The sequence below is a fragment of the Paenibacillus filicis genome (genome assembly GCF_038070315.1).
Lineage (GTDB): Bacteria > Bacillota > Bacilli > Paenibacillales > NBRC-103111 > Paenibacillus_G > Paenibacillus_G filicis.
In genome coordinates this window covers 23,710-42,967 of record NZ_JBBPCC010000021.1, presented here as the reverse complement: position 1 = coordinate 42,967, position 19,258 = coordinate 23,710, and the positions used below count along the sequence as shown (strand labels likewise).

Below are 19,258 nucleotides of genomic sequence, written 5' to 3'. Positions count from 1 at the left end.
TAAAGTGCAACAAATTGGAAAATTTTGAGTCTATTGTATGATGATTCATACCTATTATGTTTCGCTGACAAAGCGAAGGAGGGAGAGTTGAGACCCAATGCTGTTCAAGAGAAAGAAACGTTTGGCAACGATGACTTTGTCCATCTTACTGTCGTGCTCCATTTCATACACCATGGTATCTGCTGCTACCGTCGAAAAAATCAACAAACCGATCCCTAAAATATCTTCTTCCGGGGATAATTTTAGCTTTTTGGATGAAGATGGGCAAGCTTGGCTGCTTGGCGAGCGCAAACCAACGAAAATTCCAGGGATGAATCATGTTGTGGATATTTCACACGGAGGAGACATCTACACGGTAAAAGACGATGGCAGTGTATGGATGTATGCCCGGGATTACGAAGCGGAGAATACGTGGTATTTTTCAATCACCAAGCCTATTCAGCTTCCTGTCCTCAAGAACATTACAAAGGTGTCGACGGATAATGCATATTCGGCCGCGCTGGATCGAGACGGGAGGGTATGGGTATGGAATAGTACGAAACTCGGTCAGCCAAAGCTTGCCTTTGATGCAAAAATACAAGCAGTTCCTGATTTGAAGAAGATCGTAGATATCCAAGTCACCGTTGGGACGTTGATTGCTCTTAAGGAAGACGGGACAGTCTTGCAAGGAAAGTACAATTATGGGATGGACTGGAACGAATTACAAGGTGCTGAAGTAAGGTTCCATCAGGTTCCAAATCTTACTCATGTTGCAAAATTAGGTACAGGACAAGGAAGGCATCATTTGGTTATTAAAGAGGATGGTACGGTTTGGGGATGGGGCCCTAATGGAGATGGCGCATTGACAGGGTCTCTGGATGAAGGGCAAGAAACCTATTCCACTACTCTAGGTTATCTAGGTAAACAAGTGCCGGAGCCTATTCAGATTCAAGGTCTCTCCAAAATTAAAGAGGTCAGCTCGGGAGCTTATCATAACCTTGCATTAAGCGAGGACGGGACGGTCTGGCAATGGGGTGGAATTCACATTAATATTTTTCAAGGATTCGATAAGCCGGTCAGGCCCACCCCGTTTCAGGCGATAAGTGATGTCCAGACGATCTGGGCTGCCCAGGACTATAGCGTCGCCATGAAAAAAGACGGGACGCTTTGGACTTGGGGGAAGATGAGAAGATGGGGAGCCAGCTTAAACTTTGAAACGGGTCTTCATGACGGTCAGCTTCCGGTTGAAGTTCCATATAGGTCATAATCATGCCTTTTTTCATCTTTCATCTAAAGGAGAATGTTGAATCATGCTATTTCTTCGCAGCAAAAAAATGATCTTTAGTGGTTTGGCAGCTATACTTCTTACTTCTCCATTTCATACAGTTGAAGCCTCTGCCAAACAAAGGCCGCTTTTATCGGGATACTCGGATTTTAGTTATGTGGATGAATACGGCCAAGCCTGGTTGATGGGGGAGCGTAAGCCTACAAAAATAAAGGGATTCGACCATGTAGTGGATATTTCGCATGGAAGCGATGTTTATGCCGTTAAGGACGACGGCACGGTTTGGACGTATTTGCGTGATTATAAAAATGAAAATACATGGTTTTTCTCAATTAAAGAACCCATCCAGATTCCGGGATTGAGCCGTATTAAGAAAGTAGCAACGGATATATCTGGATTCTCTGCAGCACTCGATGAAGAAGGACGCGTCTGGACTTGGGTTTATTCACAGCATGAAGGAAGAAAAAGAGAGTTTAAAGCAAGTGTCTTACAAGTTCCCGAGTTGTATTCTATTCGAGATATTTGCGTGGCAAACCGAGAACTCGTACTCCTTCATGACGACGGGACAGTTTCATTAGGAAGCTGGCCGGAGGAAACGGTGACTCCCGCTCCTTGGGCAGGGTTTGGATTAGGAGGGCCCAAGACATGGATAGATCCTGAGGGGTCCGACCCTTATCCTATTCAAGTGAAAAAAATAAAAGGGTTCACCAATGTGTGGAAACTATCCAACGGCAACAACTTCCATGTACTGAAATCAGATGGTACCGTGTGGGGATGGAGTGAGTATGGCAATCTGACCAGTGAAGAAAGAGCTGCACTCGCAAGTGGAAAATGGGATAAAAAACCTGTGGAACCTTTCCAGATTAAGGGATTAACGAATGTTGTAGAGATCGGTGACTTTATTGCACTCAAAGACGATGGGACCGTATGGCAATGGGGAGGGCTTTATAGCGATAATTACTTAGATGTAAAACCGATTGACCCGTCACCTGTCCCTGGATTGAAGGATGCTGTGTCTGTTTACAGGGGGCCGTTCTTTTCCCTTGTTTTAAAACGGGACGGTACCCTATGGACCTGGGGGGGGGCGAGGTCTTGGGGAGGGAGCTTTAATCCCGATCTACAACGGCATGATCCTAACCAAATCGTAGAAGTTCCTACTCGATAGTTTAATCGATTTGGCTTGATCTGATTACGATTCTATTGACCTTAGAGGTATTTTACCTTTGAGGTTTTTTATTTTTCCTCGGTGATGGTAGCCGACTCCGTCTCTAGTAAGTCTGCATTAACTGGAAGCATCCTTCATAGGGAGGGAGAGAGGACAAGGCGGCAATGCTTTTGCTATCAATGCTTCCGATGTAGGCGTAGTCTGTACGGATATTGCTCCCGGCAAGTAATGGGGAGCGTACATGATCTTGTAGAGCCACCCTGGAATGCCTTCTCCTTGACCGGATAAGAACAGATGGCGTATCATAGAAGGAACAAGAAACTGAATATGTACCATGGGAGTCCGGGGGGAACCGGGCTGAGAGTACGGCCAATCTGCCGTTAACCATTTGAACCTGTTGGGTCATGCCAGCGTAGGGAGAGGTGAATCAAACACACTTTGCTTAGGGCGGGGTGTGTTTTTTTGCAAGTTGATAGTAAGGAGAGAAGTAAGATGTCCTATTTGGACTTTGAGCATATTTCACATACGTACGGTAATGGGAGCGATGGACAACCTGTGCTGAGCGACTTGAGCTTGCAGGTGGATGAAGGCGAGTTTGTGTCCTTGCTCGGCCGAAGCGGCTGCGGCAAGACGACGCTGTTGAAGATGGCGGCTGGCCTGCTCGTGCCTGCCGAAGGGCAAGTGCGGATTGCGGGCCGTCCCGTGACGAAGCCCCATGAGCGTATCGGCATGGTATTTCAGGCTCCGACGCTGCTGGAATGGCTCACGGTGCGGGATAATGTACTGCTCCCGGTTACGCTGCATGGCAAGCCTACGGCGGCGGATCGGGAAGCCGCCGATGCTCGTCTGGAGCGGATGGGACTTGCGGGCCACGCGGACAAGTTCCCCGGTCAGTTATCCGGAGGACAGCAGAGCCGCGTAGCGCTGGCGCGTGCGCTGATGCGTGAGCCGACGCTGCTGTTGCTGGACGAGCCGTTCGCCGCGCTGGATGCGTTGACGCGCGAGGAACTGCAGGAGGAGCTGCTGCAGCTCTGTGCATCCGGGAGCATGACGGTGCTGTTCATCACACACGACATCGCGGAGGCGGTGTATGTATCGGATCGGGTCGTCATGCTGCAGGATGGAGGAGTGGCTGTGGATACCCAGGTGCCGCTTCCCTCGCACAGGCATTACAAGCTGCGTTATGAAGAACCGTTCAATCAGCTGTGCCTGATGCTGCGTCAGACGATGGAAGGCGGGAGGCCAAGGTGAATAATCGGAGAACCGACAGAAGGGCTGACCGAACGGAAGGCTCTCAAGACGGTCAAAGCGAACAAATTGATCAAAGCTCACTTGGCAGTCCTGGCCCGCAAGATGAGCCAAGCTCGCAAGCGACGCGAGACCCGCAAGATGAGCCAAGCTCGCAAGCGACGCAAGGCCCGCAAGATGAGCCAAGCTCGCAAACGACGCGAGGCCGGCAGCCTTTACCAGACCGCCAGTCGCCCCAAGACCCGCAAAGCCTCAAGTCGCCCCCGGACCGTTCTGCGGGGAACAAATCTGGCAGCCGAGGCGGTTGGGGAGCACTCGTCCTGTTTGCAGCGCTTCTGCTGCTCTGGGAACTGGGCGTACGCGTCAGCGGGGTGTCTACGCTCGTACTCCCTGCGCCCTCAGTAGTAGCTGCCGCCCTGGGAAAAGGGCTGGGCAGCGGATACTTTATCCCGCATATTGCGCAGACGGTGCTGGAGATTGTGCTCGGGCTGCTGCTGGGAGGGGCGCTGGGCTTGCTCATTGGCGTAGGTATGGGCGAGTGGAGCTGGCTGAGGAGGCTGCTGTCTCCTTATGTGATTGCCAGCCAGGCGGTGCCCAAGCTCGCGCTGGCCCCGCTGTTTATGATCTGGTTCGGCTTTGGCACGACGCCGAAGGTCGTCATTACCGCCTTGATTGCATTTTTCCCGCTGCTGGAGAGTACGGTTACAGCTATTCAGTATGTCGATCCGTTGAAGCAGGAGCTATTTCGGGTGCTAGGCGCTTCCCGCTGGCAGACCTTGCTCCGCCTGAAGCTGCCGGCAGGATTGCCGGGGATGCTGGCCGGCGTGCGGGTAGCGGTCGTGCTGGCCGTCGTAGGTGCGGTTGTCGGAGAGTTTATCGGGGGGAGCAAGGGGCTTGGGGCGCTCCTGATCGCTTCTCAGGGCATGATGGACACGCCGCTCATGTTCGCCGTCCTGCTGCTGCTCACCGTGCTTGGGATGGGACTGTACCAATTGGTGCTGATCATAGAGAGAATCAAGCTGAGACCTTACAAGAAGGAGAAAGACAGATGAATAAGACATCATGGACAATGACTGCTTCACTATTACTAGCCGGGAGTCTGCTGTTGTCAGCCTGCGGGGCTGGGAGCGGGGCTTCAGAATCGGTTAAAGGAAATACAGGGGCTGCTTCTCCAGCTACGGGACCGATTCAAAAGCTGGTCATGGCCAGCTGGAGCAAGCCGATCGCCGAGCAAACCAATCTGTATCAGGCTGAAACCCAAGGCTGGTTTAAGGAAAAAGGTATCGAGTTCAGCTTCGTACCGGGTGCCGGAGGCGGCGATGCGATCAAGAATATTCTCACCAAGCAGGCGGACATCGCCTTCACCGATCCGGGCTCGCTCTATTTTGCGCTGGAGAAGGGTGAGAAGCTGCGTGTCATCTACAATATTTATCCGCAGAATGTGTTCAATGTCGTATCCCTCAAGGATAAAGGGATTCGTGAGCCCAAGGATTTGAAGGGGAAGAAGATCGGCGTCTACAGTCTGGCGAGCGGAACACGGCATAATCTGCTGGTGCTGCTCCACGAGGCCGGTCTGACGGAAAAGGACGTGACGATCATCGAGACCGGCGTGTCCAACTTTGCTCCGTTGATTCAGGGACAGGTGGACGCGACGGCCGCTACGGATACGGGGCTGGCTGATGCGAAGCTGAAGGGACTGGGCGAGGTGAACGAGCTGCGCGTCGCCGATTCGCTGAACGTGCCGAGCGACGTATTTGTTGTGACCGAGGAAACCTTTGCCCAGAAGAAGGAGCTGCTGCGCAGCTTCCTCGACGTCTACAAGCGCAGTGCCCAGTGGATGAACGAACAGCCGGAAGCGGCGGCTGAGGTGGCGGTCGCCAAGGCCATCGACGGGCAGGATAAGAAGCGCAATGAACAAATCATCAGGCTCCGCAATGCCTCGGCACAGACGCCAGGCGGGCAACCGCTTGGCACGCTGGATGCCGCTTTGCTCCAGCAGGGGGCCGATCTGTACAAGAAGCTCGGCCTGATTCAGAAGGAGCTCAGTCTGAAGGACGCCGTGACCAATGAATTGCTGCCTACAGGAGAGCAAACGAAGAAGTAACCGGAAAACGGATAAGCAAGCGTACAGAAAGGATGAGAACGCAATGAGACCGGAATCAAGAGATTTGGCCGATCAGGTACTGACGTACATCGGACGGTTTTCGGATATAGAAGCCTACGCGGAGGCTCCGGATCGGGAAGGAAGAGCGAGTGAAGCTGACGCCAGGTTCAATGAGCTGGCGCTGCAGCTGTTCGCCTATCAATTCAAGCATATTCCCGCCTATCGCAAATACGCCCAGGCCCGGCGGAAATCGCCTCTGACGGTGCGGAGCTGGCAGGAGATCCCGCCGCTTCCGATCCAAGCGTTCAAGGAGCTGACGCTCTCCTGTGAGCCTGAGGGCGAGGCGGAGGCTGTATTTATGACCAGCGGGACGACGCAGGCGGACAAGCGGGGCAAGCATTACCATCCGACGCTGGAGGTATGGGATGCTTCGATGGCGCCGCCGTTCAAGCGGTATGTGCTGCCTGACCGCGAGAAGATGACGATCCTCGTGCTGTCTCCGGCGGAGGATGTGAACCGCAACAGCTCGTTGTCCAGATATTTGTCCAGGGCGGTGGAGCTGTTCGGGGAGGCGGACAGCCGTTTGTTTTTCTCGCCGGAGGACGGGATTGATCTGAGTGCCGTTCTGACGGCTCTGCAGGAGCGGGAAGCGAACGGCGGACCTGTACTGCTGATGGGCGCCACGTTCGCCTACGTGCACTTGCTGGACGCCTGCGAGGAGCAGGGGAAGCAGATAAGGCTCCCGGAGGGAAGCCGGATTTTCGATACCGGCGGATTGAAGGGACAGGCTCGCGAAATCTCACCGGAGGAGTTGTACGCGGGTCTGGAGCGGCACTTGGGTGTGAAGCGCGAGGATTGTGTGAATATGTACGGGATGACGGAGCTCAGCTCGCAGCTGTATGACCGCAATATCCGGAGCCGTTTCTTGACGGGCGAGTCTGTCTATGAGAAAGCGGGCGGCCCGTGGATTCGTACGCTGGTGCTTCATCCGGAAACGCTCGAGCCGGTCGCTGACGGGGAGCGTGGCGTGCTGGCGCATTATGATATGGCAAGCTGGAACTCCGCATTCGCGATCCTGACCGAGGATATGGGATACCGGACGGAGCGGGGCTTGGTGCTGCTGGGTCGCGTTAAGGGCTCCGAGGCCAGAGGCTGCTCCATCGCCGTCGATCAATTGATGACTGCCAGCCGAAGGTAGGTGACCCATCCGATGACTGCACCGAATAACGAACAGAAGCCAGAGGATGAGGAATACCTAGGAACTCAGGCGGCTGAATGCCACGAGAAAAACGATGCCGGACCTGTGGCCGTCATCGAGGCTTACCGTTTGCCGCGAGGCATGGCTCCGGCCGAGACCCGGGAACGGCGGTATGAAGGTCCCGCCGGAACGCTCGTGCTGAGGCTGCCTGTGCTCAGCCCGGAGCTGCTTGAGGAGGCAGCAGCTCAAGTGACCGCCCGCAGAGCCGCATATCTTGCGCAGCTGCGGACGGATCAGATCGTCGAGCTGATCGACCGGGCAGTGGCCCGCTGGCTGGACCCGGAGTACGGGCTGCGTGTGCTGGCCGAGACGTGGCTTCCCGTCATAACCGGCTACAACGGAGAGATGATCCGGCTGGAGCTCAAGCGGTTTTTCCGTACGTTCCGGCGGAAGGAGCTGCTGCGGTTTCTGGATGAGGAATTCGATGCGGCAGCCGTGCTCGACGAGTTTCGTCCCCGCAAGCATGGGGGGCTAAGCCGCGCCTACGGACCGGAGCTCATCTTCCATGTATTCTCTGGCAACGTGCCGGGCTTGCCCGTCTGGAGTCTGGTGATGGGGTTGCTCGTCAAGTCCGCATCGATCGGCAAAACCTCCTCGGCCGAGCCGCTGATGGCGGTGCTGTTCGCCATGACGCTGGCTGAGCTGGATGAGGAGCTGGCCGATTGTCTCGCTATTCTTCCTTGGAAGGGAGGCAGCGAGGAGCTGGAGCGGCCCTTGCTGGATGCGGCGGATGCCGTCGTCGTGTACGGCTCGCAGCAGACGGTGGAGCAGGTGCGCGGCCGTATGCCGGCGGAGCGGCTCTTCCTCAGCTACGGGCATAAGATCAGCTTCGCGATGGTGGGGCGGGAGGCGCTGACCGTCGACCGGTTCAAGGAGACGGCAAGACGGGTGGCGGAGGACGCTTCCGTATACGACCAGCAGGGCTGCTTGGCCCCGCATGGGGTATTCGTAGAGGAAGGCGGAGCCGTCTCTCCCCGGCAATTCGCCCAACTGGTCGCTTCCGAGATGGAGCGCTACCAGGAGAAAAAGCCGCGCGCAGACCTCTCCGACGAGGAAGCGCTGGCGATCCGGTCGGTCCGCCAGCGCATGGAGCTGCGGGGGCTGCAGGGAGAGCCCGTATCGGTGTATGCGAGCGTTCGCGGCACGGACTGGACCGTGATCTATCAGGGCGCGGGCGGGTTTGAGCCCTCGCCGCTGAACCGGACGCTGCATATCTTCGCCTGCGGAAGTTTGGAGCAGGCAGCCGGTCAGCTGCGACCATACCGAGAGTACTTGCAGACAGCCGGGTTAGCCGTCGGACCGGAGAGGCTGGAGCCCCTGGCGTCTCTGCTGGGAAGCCGGGGTGTGACCCGGATCTGCGCGGTCGGCCAGATGGCCAGGACGCCAGCAGGCTGGCATCACGACGGGCGGATGAACCTGCTCGATCTGGTACGCTGGGTCGACCTGGAGCGAAGCGCGGAGCTGGAAGCTGAGCGGTACGACCCGGATTTCGAATAGGATCGAGGCTTTAGTAGCGGAACAGCCTCGACACCAGGCCAAAGCCAGGTATATCCGGGAGAAAGGGAGGTGATGGTTATGGAATTTGCCGGGAAAACAGTGTTGGTCACCGGCTCCAGCCGCGGCATCGGAGCGGCTATCGCCGAGGCCTTCGCGGCCCGCGGCGCGCTGGTGATCGTCAATTATGTCCGCAATCAGGTGGCGGCCGAGCATGTGGTTGCAGGCATTCGCAGCCTGGGGGGCGAGGCGGTCGCTCTGCAGGCCGATGTGACGGACCGCGAAGCCGTGCAGGCGATGGTCGATCAAGTTGAGGAGGCATTCGGCCGCCTCGATGTCGTCGTCAACAACGCGTTAAGTCCGTACAGCTTCGATCCGAAGCATCGCAAGACGGCGTGGGACATAGGCTGGGACGACTACCAGACGCAGCTTGAAGGCAGCCTTGGTGGGGCCTTTCACATCTGCCAGGCAGCGATTCCGCTGATGAAGGAGCAGGGAGGCGGAAGGATCGTGAATCTGGTCACGAACCTGATCGATTTCCCCGTCGTGCCTTACCATGATTACACAACAGCCAAGGCAGCGTTGCTCGGCTACAGCCGCAACCTGGCCGTAGAGCTGGGGGCGTTCGGCATTACGGTGAACTGCGTGGCCCCTGGCCTGACGTCCCCTACCGATTCCAGCCGGGATACGAAGGAGGACACGAAGAATGCTATTATCGGCTTGACACCTCTTGGACGGCTGGCTTCGCCAGGGGATATCGCTGGGGCTGTCCTTTTCTTTGCTTCGGATTGGGCTTCCTTCGTGACGGGGCAATGCCTTCATGTAGACGGCGGACTTGTGATGCGGTGAATGCACCGGCCGCGGTAGCGAATGAGTATGAAAAAACCAGGGCAGAAGCCGAGCTGCTGCCCAAACCATTACCGGGAGGATTGAATATGGGAATCGAGACCAGCATTGAAATTTTGCATCGGGTGCGGGAGCATAAGCCGCTTGTTCACAACATTACGAATGTCGTCGTCACCAACTTTACAGCCAACGGCCTGCTCGCCCTTGGGGCTTCGCCGGTCATGGCTTACGCCCATGAAGAAGTGGCCGATATGGCAAGGATCGCAGGTGCGCTGGTCGCTAATATCGGGACGTTGAACGAGGAGCTGATTCAGTCGATTCTGATCGCAGGCAAGTCGGCGAACGCCCATGGCGTTCCGGTCATTTTCGACCCGGTCGGGGCGGGGGCGACTGCCTATCGGACGGAAGCGTCTCGTCGTATTCTGGACGAGGTCAAGGTGTCGGTGCTGAGGGGCAATGCGGCAGAGGTAGCCAATGTCATCGGCGAGCAGATGCAGATCAAGGGCGTTGATGCGGGAGATGCTGCGGGCAGTGACGCTGCTGTACTGGCTCGCGAGGCTGCGCGCCGTCTGGGGATTGTCGTGGTAGTTACGGGAGCGGATGACCACGTTAGCGATGGGAAGTCGACTTACCGGATCAGCAACGGCACGCCTTTGCTGACGTCGGTGACTGGCACCGGCTGCTTGCTGACCAGCGTGATCGGCGCCTTCGCTGCGGTGGAGAAGGATCTGGTAGCTGCCTCGGCAGCGGCACTGGCTTTCTACGGAGTAGCCGCTGAGCTGGCTGTGGAAATATCCGGTCCGAATCACCCGGGCGCGTTCCAGACCGAGTTTCTCAACAGGCTCCATACGACGACGGGCGAGGATCTGGTCGGCCGGGCAGTCATCCGGCTGCTGGACTGACGGTCTCTCCGGCAGACAAGCTGTTAGATTGCTGGATCTGACTAACTGACTACAAGCAGAACTGATGCGCTCTTGCGAGAAGGGAGCTGTCAGCTCTGTTTTTTTGTATAGATGGGGTTTGCTAGCGTGCAAGGGTTTCTTCACTTGCTTAACGGAAGCAAAGGCTGTCGGGGGTGCAAGGAAGGGCTTGCCATGCTATGATCAAGGTAACATCACTAACGATCAGGAGGTATGGCTGTTGCAAACATCTTGGCAGGAAATGATGCTGATCGAGGAGCTTATGACTAACACCTGGCCGGCCTATACCCAGCAATCGTACGGAAGTTGGAAGCTGCGCGCGACCTTCGGCACGACGAAACGGGCCAACAGCGTACATGCTGTCGGTCCGCTGCCCGAGAGGGACGGCTGGCTGGCGGAGATCGAGAGCTTCTACCGGCGGCGCGGCCTCCCGGCGTATTTCTGTATCAGCCATGCTTCGCCCGAGGGGCTGGATGCACTGCTGGCCGAAGCAGGATACGAGCTGGAAACGCCGTGTCTGCAGATGACTGCTACGGCGGAGCTGGTCTTGCGTTCTGTAACTCCGCTCGGAAGACTTGTCTTCGAGCTCGCCTACGAGGCGGATGAACGCTGGCTGGAGGATTTTCTGCGGCTGGAGGGGTACGAGGCAGAACGCTTGCGGGGGTACCGTCATATTTTCTCGGCGATCGGTCCGGACAAGTCTTTTTTTCGCGTCCTGGAGAATGGGGAGACCGTAGCTCTGGGTACGGTCGTCAGCGAACGGGGTTATGCAGGGATCAGCAATATTGTCGTCGATCCCCGGCACCGCCGCAAAGGGATTGCAGAGCAGCTCTTTGGCAGGGTGGCCCAGTGGTCGCTGGAGCGTGGGGCAGAAAAGCTTTACCTGCAGGTGATCCGGGATAATGAGCCTGCTGTAGCCTTGTACCGCAAGCTTGGTTTCGAGACGACGGGAAGCTATCACTACCGCTGTAAACGGCTGTGAAGGATGCGGATCGGGGAGGGAATATGCGATGCAAACGACAGAGGTTGCTGTTATCGGAGCAGGCATCGGGGGATTATCGGCCGCCACCCTTCTCGCGTCCAAGGGCTTATCTGTCACCGTATACGAGGCTTCCGGGGAGCTGGGAGGCTGTGCGGGCAAGTTTGACCGCGGGGGCTATTCCTTTGCCGTAGGGGCGACATACGGGATGGGCTTCGAGGCTGGAGGGATGTTTGACCGGCTGTACCGGGAGGTTGGGATAGAGTCTCCTGCTCTTCGGATGCAGGAGGTGATCATGGACGTTCATCTGCCTGACCGGCGCGTTCGCTACTATCGGGAGCAGGAGGCCTGGTTCCGCGAGATCGCGCGCGTATTTCCCCGGCATGCGCAGGGGATCGTCGACTGGTATGCGGAATGCTTCGGCATGTCGGGTCTGCTGTCGGCGATGGCGGAGCATCGACCGGTAGTTCCGCCCAGAAGCCGGGAGGATATCGCCCGGCTGCTGCGTATGCTGGATTGGAAGCTGGTCGGGGCTGCCCCCCTCCTGTTCCATTCGCTCGGAGACCGGCTGAAGCGCCACGGTATTCCGGCAGACTCGGAGTTTGTCCACTTCCTGAACGGACAACTGATCGACAGCGTCCAGACGACGGCGGACCGATGCCCGGCCTTACTGGGCTATACGGCGCTGAATGTGTTCCATCGGGGGGCGTTCTATATCGAGGGCGGCCTTGCCCGGATCAGCGAAGATTTGGCGGGTGCCTTCAGGCAAGCGGGAGGGGAAATCAGGCTGCGAAGGAAGATCATCCGTCTGAGAAAAACTTCCGCAGGCTGGGAGCTGACAGACCGCCGCGGGGAGAAGCTACTGGCTAAGCAGGTCATTCTCAACAATTCCCACCGGCATCTGGACAAGCTGCTCGCTGGAGAGCCGCCGGCCGGAGGTCTCCTGGAGGGCCGTAGTGGCGTGCAGGCGGAGGATGAAGGTTCCGCCTTGGCCCTGCGTATAGCACAGGATGAGTCGATGGCAGGCGTGGATGGCGCCAGTATGGGATCTGCCGGGAGCGAGGGGAGAACGGAGGCCGAGTGGGGGGCCTTCGTCCTCTACATGGGCTGTCGGGCCGAGGCCTTGCAGCATGATGAAGAGCCGCCCGTTCTGTTCCATCAGATCATCTCCCGCTATGGAGAGCCGCTGACGGAAGGGAATCAGCTGTTGGTATCGTTCTCCCCTCCAGGTGACCTTTCCCGGGCGCCGGAGGGGAGGCTGGCCGTCACGGCTTCCACCCACTGCGCGCTGGAGCCATGGTGGCAGAGAGAAGGCTATGAGCAGCGGAAAAGCGAGTATACGGAGCGTATGCTCGCCGCTGCCGGGCGGGCGCTGCCTGGGCTTCGTGAATCGGTAGAGCTGCTGCTGCCCGGCACACCCGTGACTTACCGCCGGTATACGGAGAGGGAGCGCGGAGCTGTCGGCGGAAGCGTCCCGCGCAGTGCGCTGGATCTGCTGCGTAAGCGCTCGGGCGACACGGAACTCCCCGGCGTGTGGATCTGCGGGGATACGGTATACCCGGGTGCAGGCACTCTCGGGACAGCGATGTCGGGATGGATTGCCGCGGACCGCGCTGTCCGCTATAGAGGCGTGTGAGCCGCCTGAAGCACGGGTGGGAGCGTGCACTCCGCCGGGTTTACAGCGATCGTACGACTTGAGGGCTCAGCCAGACGGCCGGGCCTTTCTTGCGTTTGGAAGCAGAGCGGGCGGCCTCGATACGAGAGATTCTGGGTATGGCTTCCGTTCGGATGCGGCTTCCTGCCCTAACACCGGTTTCTGACGATCGGGTGTGAGCGCCGGTACGCTTGGCAGATGTGCGGTGCCCGGATAGCTGACGGTTCCCTATGGCCGGATAAGTCACTGATTTTTCAACCCACTCACTGGCGGTCGGACGGGGTTTCTCCGCACGTCCACGAAGATCGGGACGGACTCGCTTGCCGGTTTGGATGGTCGCCGTTTCCTTCGGAGGCTCGGAGCCTGAACGGTTGGTATCCGAACGATGCGTGGTGTCTCCCGAGCTTTGATTTTGGTCCAGGGCGGCAGCCGAGTTGCCCACTACTAATGTTTTTGTTTTCTGGTTGTAGGCAAGCATTAAAGGCGTACCGGGCATAAGCCCAAGCTTGCGACTCAGAGAGGCAGGCAACCGGAGCTCCTCACTGATTTCATTTGCTGGAACGCGCAGGCGGGCCTTTACCGTGCTATGGCCGCTTCGAATGGTGAGTGTGGGGTGTGTCGTCCAGGGTATCCCTAGAACGGCGGCGAGAGAAGCTCCTACGGTAATGCGCGATTCCCGGGTGCGATCTGTCTCCAGTATACCGTGACCGCGGCTGACGAGGAGACGGGTCAAGGTGACCGTGTCCTGCAGGGAGTTGTATTCTGCCAGATAACGTGTCTGATCCTTCAAACGAAGCTGCTTGGCGGCTACGGGGTCGATTTCCATATAAGGGAAGGCGCATTCGTCTCCTTCTCCCAGAAATATACGGGCTTCGTGCTCGGCACTGCCGTTTTTGAGCGTGACGGTTGTGCCGTTGGGCAGATCGCTCAAGCCGTAGGCCACATTGCCATAGCAGCTCAGAACAAGTGTGATTTCACTTCTCGGTTGCTTCGTAATAGTTATGTCAATGATGTCTCTTCCCATAGAAGATCCGTTCCTTTCTGTCCCCAGAGTCCACTTCAATTCGCTTTACAACGTATGCCATTGCCCTCCCCGGCGTTTGTATGAGTGTCCCTGTCGGGTTGCTTAGGCCATTCTTTTTTTGCTGGCAGGCGATAGGGGCCCCTGGTGATGGAAGATATTCCGGGTAGAGATCGGCGATGAAGAAAGAGGATGAGAAAGGAGAAGAAATGATGAGTGAGCGGTTACCGATACAGACAAAGGTTTCAGACATGCATGGTCCGAAATCTGAGTATCCCATAGGACTGGTGCCCAATTTAGGCTATTCAACACCAGCTCCAGACCATTCTGGTCGGGTTCCCGCAAGCTACACAGGTGTGGATGGCTGCCGGGGAGGCTGGGTCGCGGTAACACTGGCCGCCGACGGCAGCTGGCGATCCGGGATCTATACTCGCTTGCAGGAGCTGTGGGAAGATCATGAAAGGTCGCAGCTTATCTTGATCGATATGCCAATAGGCCTTGCAGAAGGATCGGAGGGACGGCTCTGCGACAGTCTGGCACGCAACCGGCTGAAGCCGGGGCGGGCGTCCAGTATTTTCCCGGCGCCTGTCAGGGAAGTCTTGGAGGCCGATGAATACGCGGAGGCGAACCGGCTGCAGCGGCAGTTGAGCGGCAAGGGGCTATCCCGGCAAACCTGGGGACTCGTCCCCAAGATTCGCGAGCTGGATGGTCTGATGCAGCGATCTGGGCAGGCTCGGGTTATTGTCCGCGAGTCGCATCCGGAGCTGTGCTTTGCCGAGCTTTTCGGCGGGCCGATGAGGCATAGCAAGCGGGAGGAAGCGGGATTCGCTGAGCGGATGTCCCACCTGGGCGGCATCTGGCCCCATGCAGGTCAGGCTGTGGCTGAGCTGCTCGAACGTTACCCGCGCCGTATAGCAGCTCGGGATGATATCGTAGATGCCATCGTATTGGCAGTGACAGCCTGGTTAAGTGAGGGCTTGCCGGAGGAGCTTCCCGCTAAGGGGGATATAGACCGCATGGGACTTCGGCGTACGATTTCCTTCGTGAATGCAGCGGGTAGGGAGAACTGAACATGACGGTTCGTTGAGGTTGCAAAACGGAGAAAGGCCGACTCCATCCTGCTTCGAATAAAGGGGGAGGCGCGTCCCGTAGAGCTCCCTGCCTTCGTCCGAATTATTGATCCTCTTCCAAAATCTGTTATGATGCTCATGACGGGTATTTTTCCATAACAATACAAGGGGTCTCCGTTGTTTCTAAATTAAACGGCTTATTGAAGCAGACCTGAACTGAACCATACTGATAGCAGGGACTGTCGGAAGACTGGTTTGGAGGTCAAAGGGAGGGTTCGAAGCGTGACCATTGATTCTCAAGCGGATATTGAGGCCTTGCAGCGAGTGGGCCGCATTGTAGCGGCTACGATCGACGAGATGAAGCGCCAAGCACGTCCGGGTATGACGACGCGAGAGCTCGACGATATCGGACTTCGCTACATGGAGGCGCATCGGGCGACACCCGCTCCGCGCAAGGATGTCGGATTTCCAGGCACGACGTGCATTAGCGTCAATCAGGAGGCGGCGCACGGCATTCCTGGGTCCAAGAAGCTGAAGGCGGGCGATGTGATCAATATTGATGTGTCCGCCGAGTTGGACGGCTATTATGCGGATGCAGGGCACTCGTTCGTGCTGGAGCCTGCAGACGACGGGCTGCTTACTTATTTATGCGAATATACGCACCGGACGATGATGAAGGTGATCGGCGAGCTGCGGGCAGGCGTTAAGCTTAATATCATCGGACGTCTCATCGAGGAGGAAGCACGTGCGGGCGGGCTGCATGTGGTGAAGAATTTATGCAGTCACGGCGTAGGACGTTCGCTGCATGAGGAGCCTAAGCAGATTTTGCCTTACTTCAATCCGCATGACAAACGGAAGCTTCGCGAGGGTCAGGTCATTACGATCGAGCCATTTCTCTCGACTGGAGCCGAATATGCCGTAGCTGCAGGGGATGGCTGGACGCTTCGCTTGCCGGACAGCAGCTTTGTAGCCCAGCATGAGCATACGATTATCATTACGAAGGAGCATCCGATTATCGTTACCGCTCTGTAACGGCAGGATGGCCCAAGCCTGAACAGACCGAATTTGGACAGGATGTCATAAAAACATTGAATGTTCACGGAAAGCGCGCATACGTTAAAGTAAAGTTTCGATGGAGGAAGAGGCTGATTAGGCAGACCTCTTCTTTCTTGCAGGTTAGGGTAGAGTTTTCTTAAGAAATATGATACGATATGTATCAAGTTCTGAGTAATCCGAGGGGGGGCTTATATGGTAAAAAGCGAGCGTAATTGAAACGGATTCAGTTTGGACGGTCGTTTTCCGGTTTGGTCAGCAATAATACGCAGTACATAATTTTAGATTTGTATACAAAAAGGAGCAAAACTATGAAAGGTAAAGTCAACCGCACGTTGGCCTTGTGGATGTCCGTCCTTCTGGTGCTCGCCCTGGTGTTTCCTCTCCTCGGTCTATCAGATACGACAGCCCGTGCATTCGAGGGATCCGATAGCTCCCTAACGGTCCAGCCCAACGTGTATGGCGAAGTTCAATCTTCTGCCACCGTAGTGGAAGATGTCTACGAAGGCGCATGCAAGCCTTGGACAGCCACGACCCAACCGGTCTGGCAAAGTATTCTCAAGCCGAATCTGACAGCGGGCAAGGTTACCTTCACGATTCCTGAAGGATATTGCGATATCCAGCTTTCCTTCTCCAGCTATGGCTACAAGGATAATGTACAGCCGAACTATATGGGAGCTCCGTACAACAAGCAGTATCTGTACGATAACAAAACAGCCATCTACGGGCCGGGCACGTATACCGTTGAGGTGAACATTCCATGCGGCTATTGGCAATTGGACCTGTACAAGGGACCTGTGATCTCATCCATCCCTTATGGACATCCAGCTGCGCTATTGATCAAGGCACTCGTTAATTACCAGGTCAATTCATGCACGCCTGAGCCTGAACCGCCTTCGCTCGATCTGATCGACGCTTCGGCACTGTGTGTGAATACGGCTGGCGTCCTGCGTTTCGAATTAACAAACAGGAACACCTCGAGCGTAACCGTCGATTACACCCTGGGAGGGACAACGGGGCAAGTGACGCTTGAGGCTCATGCATCCAAAGTAATTGAAATCGTTTCCAATAGTACGGCTATTCTGCAGGTAGCCCTGAATGGAGTTAGCAAGAATACGGTTGCGGCCAATCCGGCCAGCTGCCCTCCTGATCCTGAGAGCCCCGTGGCGCTGATCGACGTATCGGCGCTCTGCGTGAAGGAGAGCGGCAAGGTCCGCTTCGAGTTCAAGAACCGGAATGCGGTGACTGCCGAGGTGAGTTATTCCCTGAGCGGAACAACAGGGGAAGTGACACTGGCTGCGGGAGAAACCAAGATTGTGGAGCTTGCGTCGACGAGTAAGGAACTGCTGACGGTGACGGTCAAAGGGGTTAGCAAAACGACCGTTGCTCCGAATACGGAGAACTGCCCTCCTGATCCCGAGAGCCCCGTGGACTTGATTGATGTAACTGCGCTCTGCGTACAGGATAGCGGCAAGGTCGGATTCCAGCTGACGAATCGGAATAAGGTGTCTGCAGAGGTCGGTTACTCCCTGGGCGATACAACGGGGCAAGTAACGCTGGCTGCGGGAGAAAGCAAGACGGTGGAGCTTGCATCGACAAGTAAGGAACCGCTGACGATCACGGTTAAAGGGGTTAGCAAAAAGACCGTTGCACCGAATGCGGAGAGCTGCCATCCGGTCCAACGCATCGATGCGGCACCGCTTTGCGTCAATCAGAGCGGCATCGTCCGCTTCCAATTGACCAATGGCAACGAGACGGTGACCGAAGTGACTTACAGCCTGAAGGGTGTAATCGGTCATGTTTCTCTGGTGGCTAAGGGGTCCTCTGTGATTCAATTGTCCGTGGCTTCAAACGGAGAGCTGTTAAAGGTTGAGGCCGGTGGTGAAAGCAAGGAAACAGTCGCGGCCAGCACAGTGCTGTGCAGCAATCCAGGTGATGGCGATCCGGGCGGTGGCGATCCAGGTGATGGCGATCCACCTGGTGGTAATCCGCCCGGTGGTAACCCACCATCAACTGTAAAAGTTCCAGATGACAAGGTACCGACGGGGCCAGTCGTGAAGCCGGATCCGAGCAAGCCGACGACACCAAGCACGCCGACTGTACCGGGAACCGATCCGGCTGTGCTCCCTGAGAAGCAGGAAGCTCCAGACGATCAGACGCAGCCGGCCGCTTCGGAGCCGGAAGTGCTGATCCCCGAAGGAGACATTCCGCTCGGCTATCCCGTGCTTCCGCAGACAGGCGAGAAGTTGCCCTGGACGTATTACGGCATCGGCACCTTGCTGATTGCAGCGGGTATCGTGTCTGGCATCAAGCGCCGTCGTACCGGCGCGTAAGGCCGTTGAAAAGGGGACCTCGGGTCCCCTTTTCAATTTTTCTGCTGCGAGCAGAGTGTAGGATGAGGAGGGGATAACGATGCGAAAAGGGGCCATTGCCCTTGTGCTTGTGGGGCTTTGCACGATTGCGTATCCGCATGTGCAGCAAGCGCGTGAGGACCAGCAGCAGCGGGAATTGCTCGTCTCCTTGCAGGCTTTCTCCGCTATGGAAGAGGCCGGCGAGGCATCGGAGCTTGCTGCCGGGTTAGAGGAGCAGCAGGGTGAGGCGCCTTCCGGCAGTACGCTGCCTGCAAGCAGCGGAAGCGGGACCCTTACTTCGGAAGGCTCGGCGGCTCCAGCCTCAGGGACGACCGCGTCTGCGCAACCTTCTGATCCGAAGGCTGAGCCCGCGCAGAAGCGTCAGGCCGAGTCCAAGCCCACAGCGATCGGTGTGATTGAAATTCCGAGTATCGACTCTAGGCTCCCCATTCTATCGGGCGTCAGTGAGGCGAATATGAGACTCGGGGCCGTGCATTTCAAGGGAACGGCGATGCCCGGGGAGACGGGGAATGCCGTCATTGCAGCCCATCGCAGCCTTAGCTATGGACGCCTATTCAATCGTCTGGTGGAGCTGAAGGCAGGAGATACGGTGGTTGTCCGTGTGGGAAGCACGAAGACGGAATTTACCGTTACCGCCACGGCCATCGTCGAGCCTGACGAGGTATCGGTGTTGAAGCAGTCTCGTACCGGTGCTTTTCTTACGCTGATCACTTGCGACCCGATCGATACGGGCACCCACCGATTTATTGTACATGCCGTGGCATCCGGCAAGTCTTAATACGCAGCCGTCTAAGCGCTGCCGGGACTTTG

At 56.8% G+C, this 19,258-nt stretch carries 16 protein-coding genes and 1 riboswitch; of the genes, 15 read left to right on the top strand and 1 reads right to left on the bottom strand.

Features of this window, described 5'->3' with window-relative positions; translation table 11 throughout:
- Positions 1 to 97: 97 nt before the first annotated feature.
- From WMW72_RS26345 to WMW72_RS26295, 11 genes are all read left to right on the top strand, one after another.
- The gene (locus WMW72_RS26345) at positions 98 to 1,246 is read left to right on the top strand and encodes an RCC1 domain-containing protein (protein ID WP_341418569.1); all 1,149 of its coding nucleotides are present in this window, start codon (positions 98 to 100) and stop codon (positions 1,244 to 1,246) included.
- Between the two features lie 43 nt (positions 1,247 to 1,289).
- Positions 1,290 to 2,429, top strand: a complete 1,140-nt coding sequence (locus WMW72_RS26340; RefSeq protein WP_341418568.1) for an RCC1 domain-containing protein — start codon at positions 1,290 to 1,292, stop codon at positions 2,427 to 2,429.
- Positions 2,430 to 2,753: 324 nt separating this feature from the next.
- A riboswitch (TPP riboswitch) is annotated at positions 2,754 to 2,867 on the top strand.
- A gap of 54 nt (positions 2,868 to 2,921) precedes the next feature.
- Positions 2,922 to 3,680 carry an ABC transporter ATP-binding protein gene (locus tag WMW72_RS26335; RefSeq protein ID WP_341418567.1) on the top strand — a complete coding sequence of 253 codons (759 nt, stop codon included), beginning with the start codon at positions 2,922 to 2,924 and terminating at the stop codon, positions 3,678 to 3,680.
- Positions 3,677 to 4,729 (top strand): ABC transporter permease, encoded by a 1,053-nt coding sequence (locus WMW72_RS26330; protein WP_341418566.1) that lies wholly within the window; start codon positions 3,677 to 3,679, stop codon positions 4,727 to 4,729. The genes WMW72_RS26335 and WMW72_RS26330 overlap by 4 nt, the downstream gene beginning before the upstream one ends.
- Positions 4,726 to 5,781 (top strand): ABC transporter substrate-binding protein, encoded by a 1,056-nt coding sequence (locus WMW72_RS26325; RefSeq protein WP_341418565.1) that lies wholly within the window; start codon positions 4,726 to 4,728, stop codon positions 5,779 to 5,781. Before WMW72_RS26330 ends, WMW72_RS26325 begins: the two co-directional genes overlap by 4 nt.
- Before the next feature lie 43 nt (positions 5,782 to 5,824).
- On the top strand, positions 5,825 to 6,979 hold the full coding sequence (locus WMW72_RS26320) for a LuxE/PaaK family acyltransferase (RefSeq protein WP_341418564.1): 1,155 nt from the start codon (positions 5,825 to 5,827) through the stop codon (positions 6,977 to 6,979).
- Positions 6,980 to 6,991: 12 nt separating this feature from the next.
- Complete coding sequence (locus WMW72_RS26315) at positions 6,992 to 8,536, top strand: acyl-CoA reductase (protein WP_341418563.1); 1,545 nt, start codon at positions 6,992 to 6,994, stop codon at positions 8,534 to 8,536.
- A gap of 72 nt (positions 8,537 to 8,608) precedes the next feature.
- Positions 8,609 to 9,382, top strand: a complete 774-nt coding sequence (locus WMW72_RS26310; RefSeq protein WP_423227604.1) for a 3-oxoacyl-ACP reductase — start codon at positions 8,609 to 8,611, stop codon at positions 9,380 to 9,382.
- 86 nt (positions 9,383 to 9,468) lie between these two features.
- A complete protein-coding gene (gene thiM, locus WMW72_RS26305; protein ID WP_341418562.1) occupies positions 9,469 to 10,281 on the top strand; it encodes a hydroxyethylthiazole kinase in 813 nt (270 codons plus the stop codon).
- A gap of 238 nt (positions 10,282 to 10,519) precedes the next feature.
- Positions 10,520 to 11,281 (top strand): GNAT family N-acetyltransferase, encoded by a 762-nt coding sequence (locus WMW72_RS26300; protein WP_341418561.1) that lies wholly within the window; start codon positions 10,520 to 10,522, stop codon positions 11,279 to 11,281.
- 28 nt (positions 11,282 to 11,309) lie between these two features.
- A complete protein-coding gene (locus WMW72_RS26295; RefSeq protein WP_341418560.1) occupies positions 11,310 to 12,914 on the top strand; it encodes a phytoene desaturase family protein in 1,605 nt (534 codons plus the stop codon).
- Between the two features lie 40 nt (positions 12,915 to 12,954).
- Here WMW72_RS26295 and WMW72_RS26290 read toward each other — a convergent pair whose 3' ends face one another.
- The gene (locus WMW72_RS26290) at positions 12,955 to 13,956 is read right to left on the bottom strand and encodes a hypothetical protein (RefSeq protein WP_341418559.1); all 1,002 of its coding nucleotides are present in this window, start codon (positions 13,954 to 13,956) and stop codon (positions 12,955 to 12,957) included.
- A gap of 284 nt (positions 13,957 to 14,240) precedes the next feature.
- Here WMW72_RS26290 and WMW72_RS26285 point away from each other — a divergent pair, with 284 nt between their 5' ends.
- The 4 genes from WMW72_RS26285 to WMW72_RS26270 all read left to right on the top strand — a co-directional run bounded on the left by WMW72_RS26285 (position 14,241) and on the right by WMW72_RS26270 (position 19,226).
- A complete protein-coding gene (locus WMW72_RS26285; RefSeq protein WP_341418558.1) occupies positions 14,241 to 15,023 on the top strand; it encodes a DUF429 domain-containing protein in 783 nt (260 codons plus the stop codon).
- Between the two features lie 282 nt (positions 15,024 to 15,305).
- Positions 15,306 to 16,055: a type I methionyl aminopeptidase gene (gene map / locus WMW72_RS26280; RefSeq protein WP_341418557.1), complete on the top strand. Its 750-nt coding sequence runs from the start codon at positions 15,306 to 15,308 to the stop codon at positions 16,053 to 16,055.
- Between the two features lie 332 nt (positions 16,056 to 16,387).
- Entirely contained in the window at positions 16,388 to 18,409 is a 2,022-nt protein-coding gene (locus WMW72_RS26275) for an LPXTG cell wall anchor domain-containing protein (RefSeq protein WP_341418556.1), read from the top strand.
- A 79-nt stretch (positions 18,410 to 18,488) separates the two neighbouring features.
- A complete protein-coding gene (locus tag WMW72_RS26270) occupies positions 18,489 to 19,226 on the top strand; it encodes a class D sortase (RefSeq protein ID WP_341418555.1) in 738 nt (245 codons plus the stop codon).
- Positions 19,227 to 19,258: the final 32 nt, after the last annotated feature.

Bases quoted from the DNA above. Each gene is read 5' to 3' on its own strand.
- WMW72_RS26345 (WP_341418569.1), top strand. From the start codon at position 98: ATGCTGTTCAAGAGAAAGAAACGTTTGGCAACGATGACTTTGTCCATC.
- WMW72_RS26340 (WP_341418568.1), top strand. From the start codon at position 1,290: ATGCTATTTCTTCGCAGCAAAAAAATGATCTTTAGTGGTTTGGCAGCT.
- WMW72_RS26335 (WP_341418567.1), top strand. From the start codon at position 2,922: ATGTCCTATTTGGACTTTGAGCATATTTCACATACGTACGGTAATGGG.
- WMW72_RS26325 (WP_341418565.1), top strand. From the start codon at position 4,726: ATGAATAAGACATCATGGACAATGACTGCTTCACTATTACTAGCCGGG.
- WMW72_RS26320 (WP_341418564.1), top strand. From the start codon at position 5,825: ATGAGACCGGAATCAAGAGATTTGGCCGATCAGGTACTGACGTACATC.
- WMW72_RS26315 (WP_341418563.1), top strand. From the start codon at position 6,992: ATGACTGCACCGAATAACGAACAGAAGCCAGAGGATGAGGAATACCTA.
- WMW72_RS26310 (WP_423227604.1), top strand. From the start codon at position 8,609: ATGGTTATGGAATTTGCCGGGAAAACAGTGTTGGTCACCGGCTCCAGC.
- thiM (WP_341418562.1), top strand. From the start codon at position 9,469: ATGGGAATCGAGACCAGCATTGAAATTTTGCATCGGGTGCGGGAGCAT.
- WMW72_RS26295 (WP_341418560.1), top strand. From the start codon at position 11,310: ATGCAAACGACAGAGGTTGCTGTTATCGGAGCAGGCATCGGGGGATTA.
- WMW72_RS26290 (WP_341418559.1), bottom strand. From the start codon at position 13,956: ATGGGAAGAGACATCATTGACATAACTATTACGAAGCAACCGAGAAGT.
- WMW72_RS26275 (WP_341418556.1), top strand. From the start codon at position 16,388: ATGAAAGGTAAAGTCAACCGCACGTTGGCCTTGTGGATGTCCGTCCTT.
- WMW72_RS26270 (WP_341418555.1), top strand. From the start codon at position 18,489: ATGCGAAAAGGGGCCATTGCCCTTGTGCTTGTGGGGCTTTGCACGATT.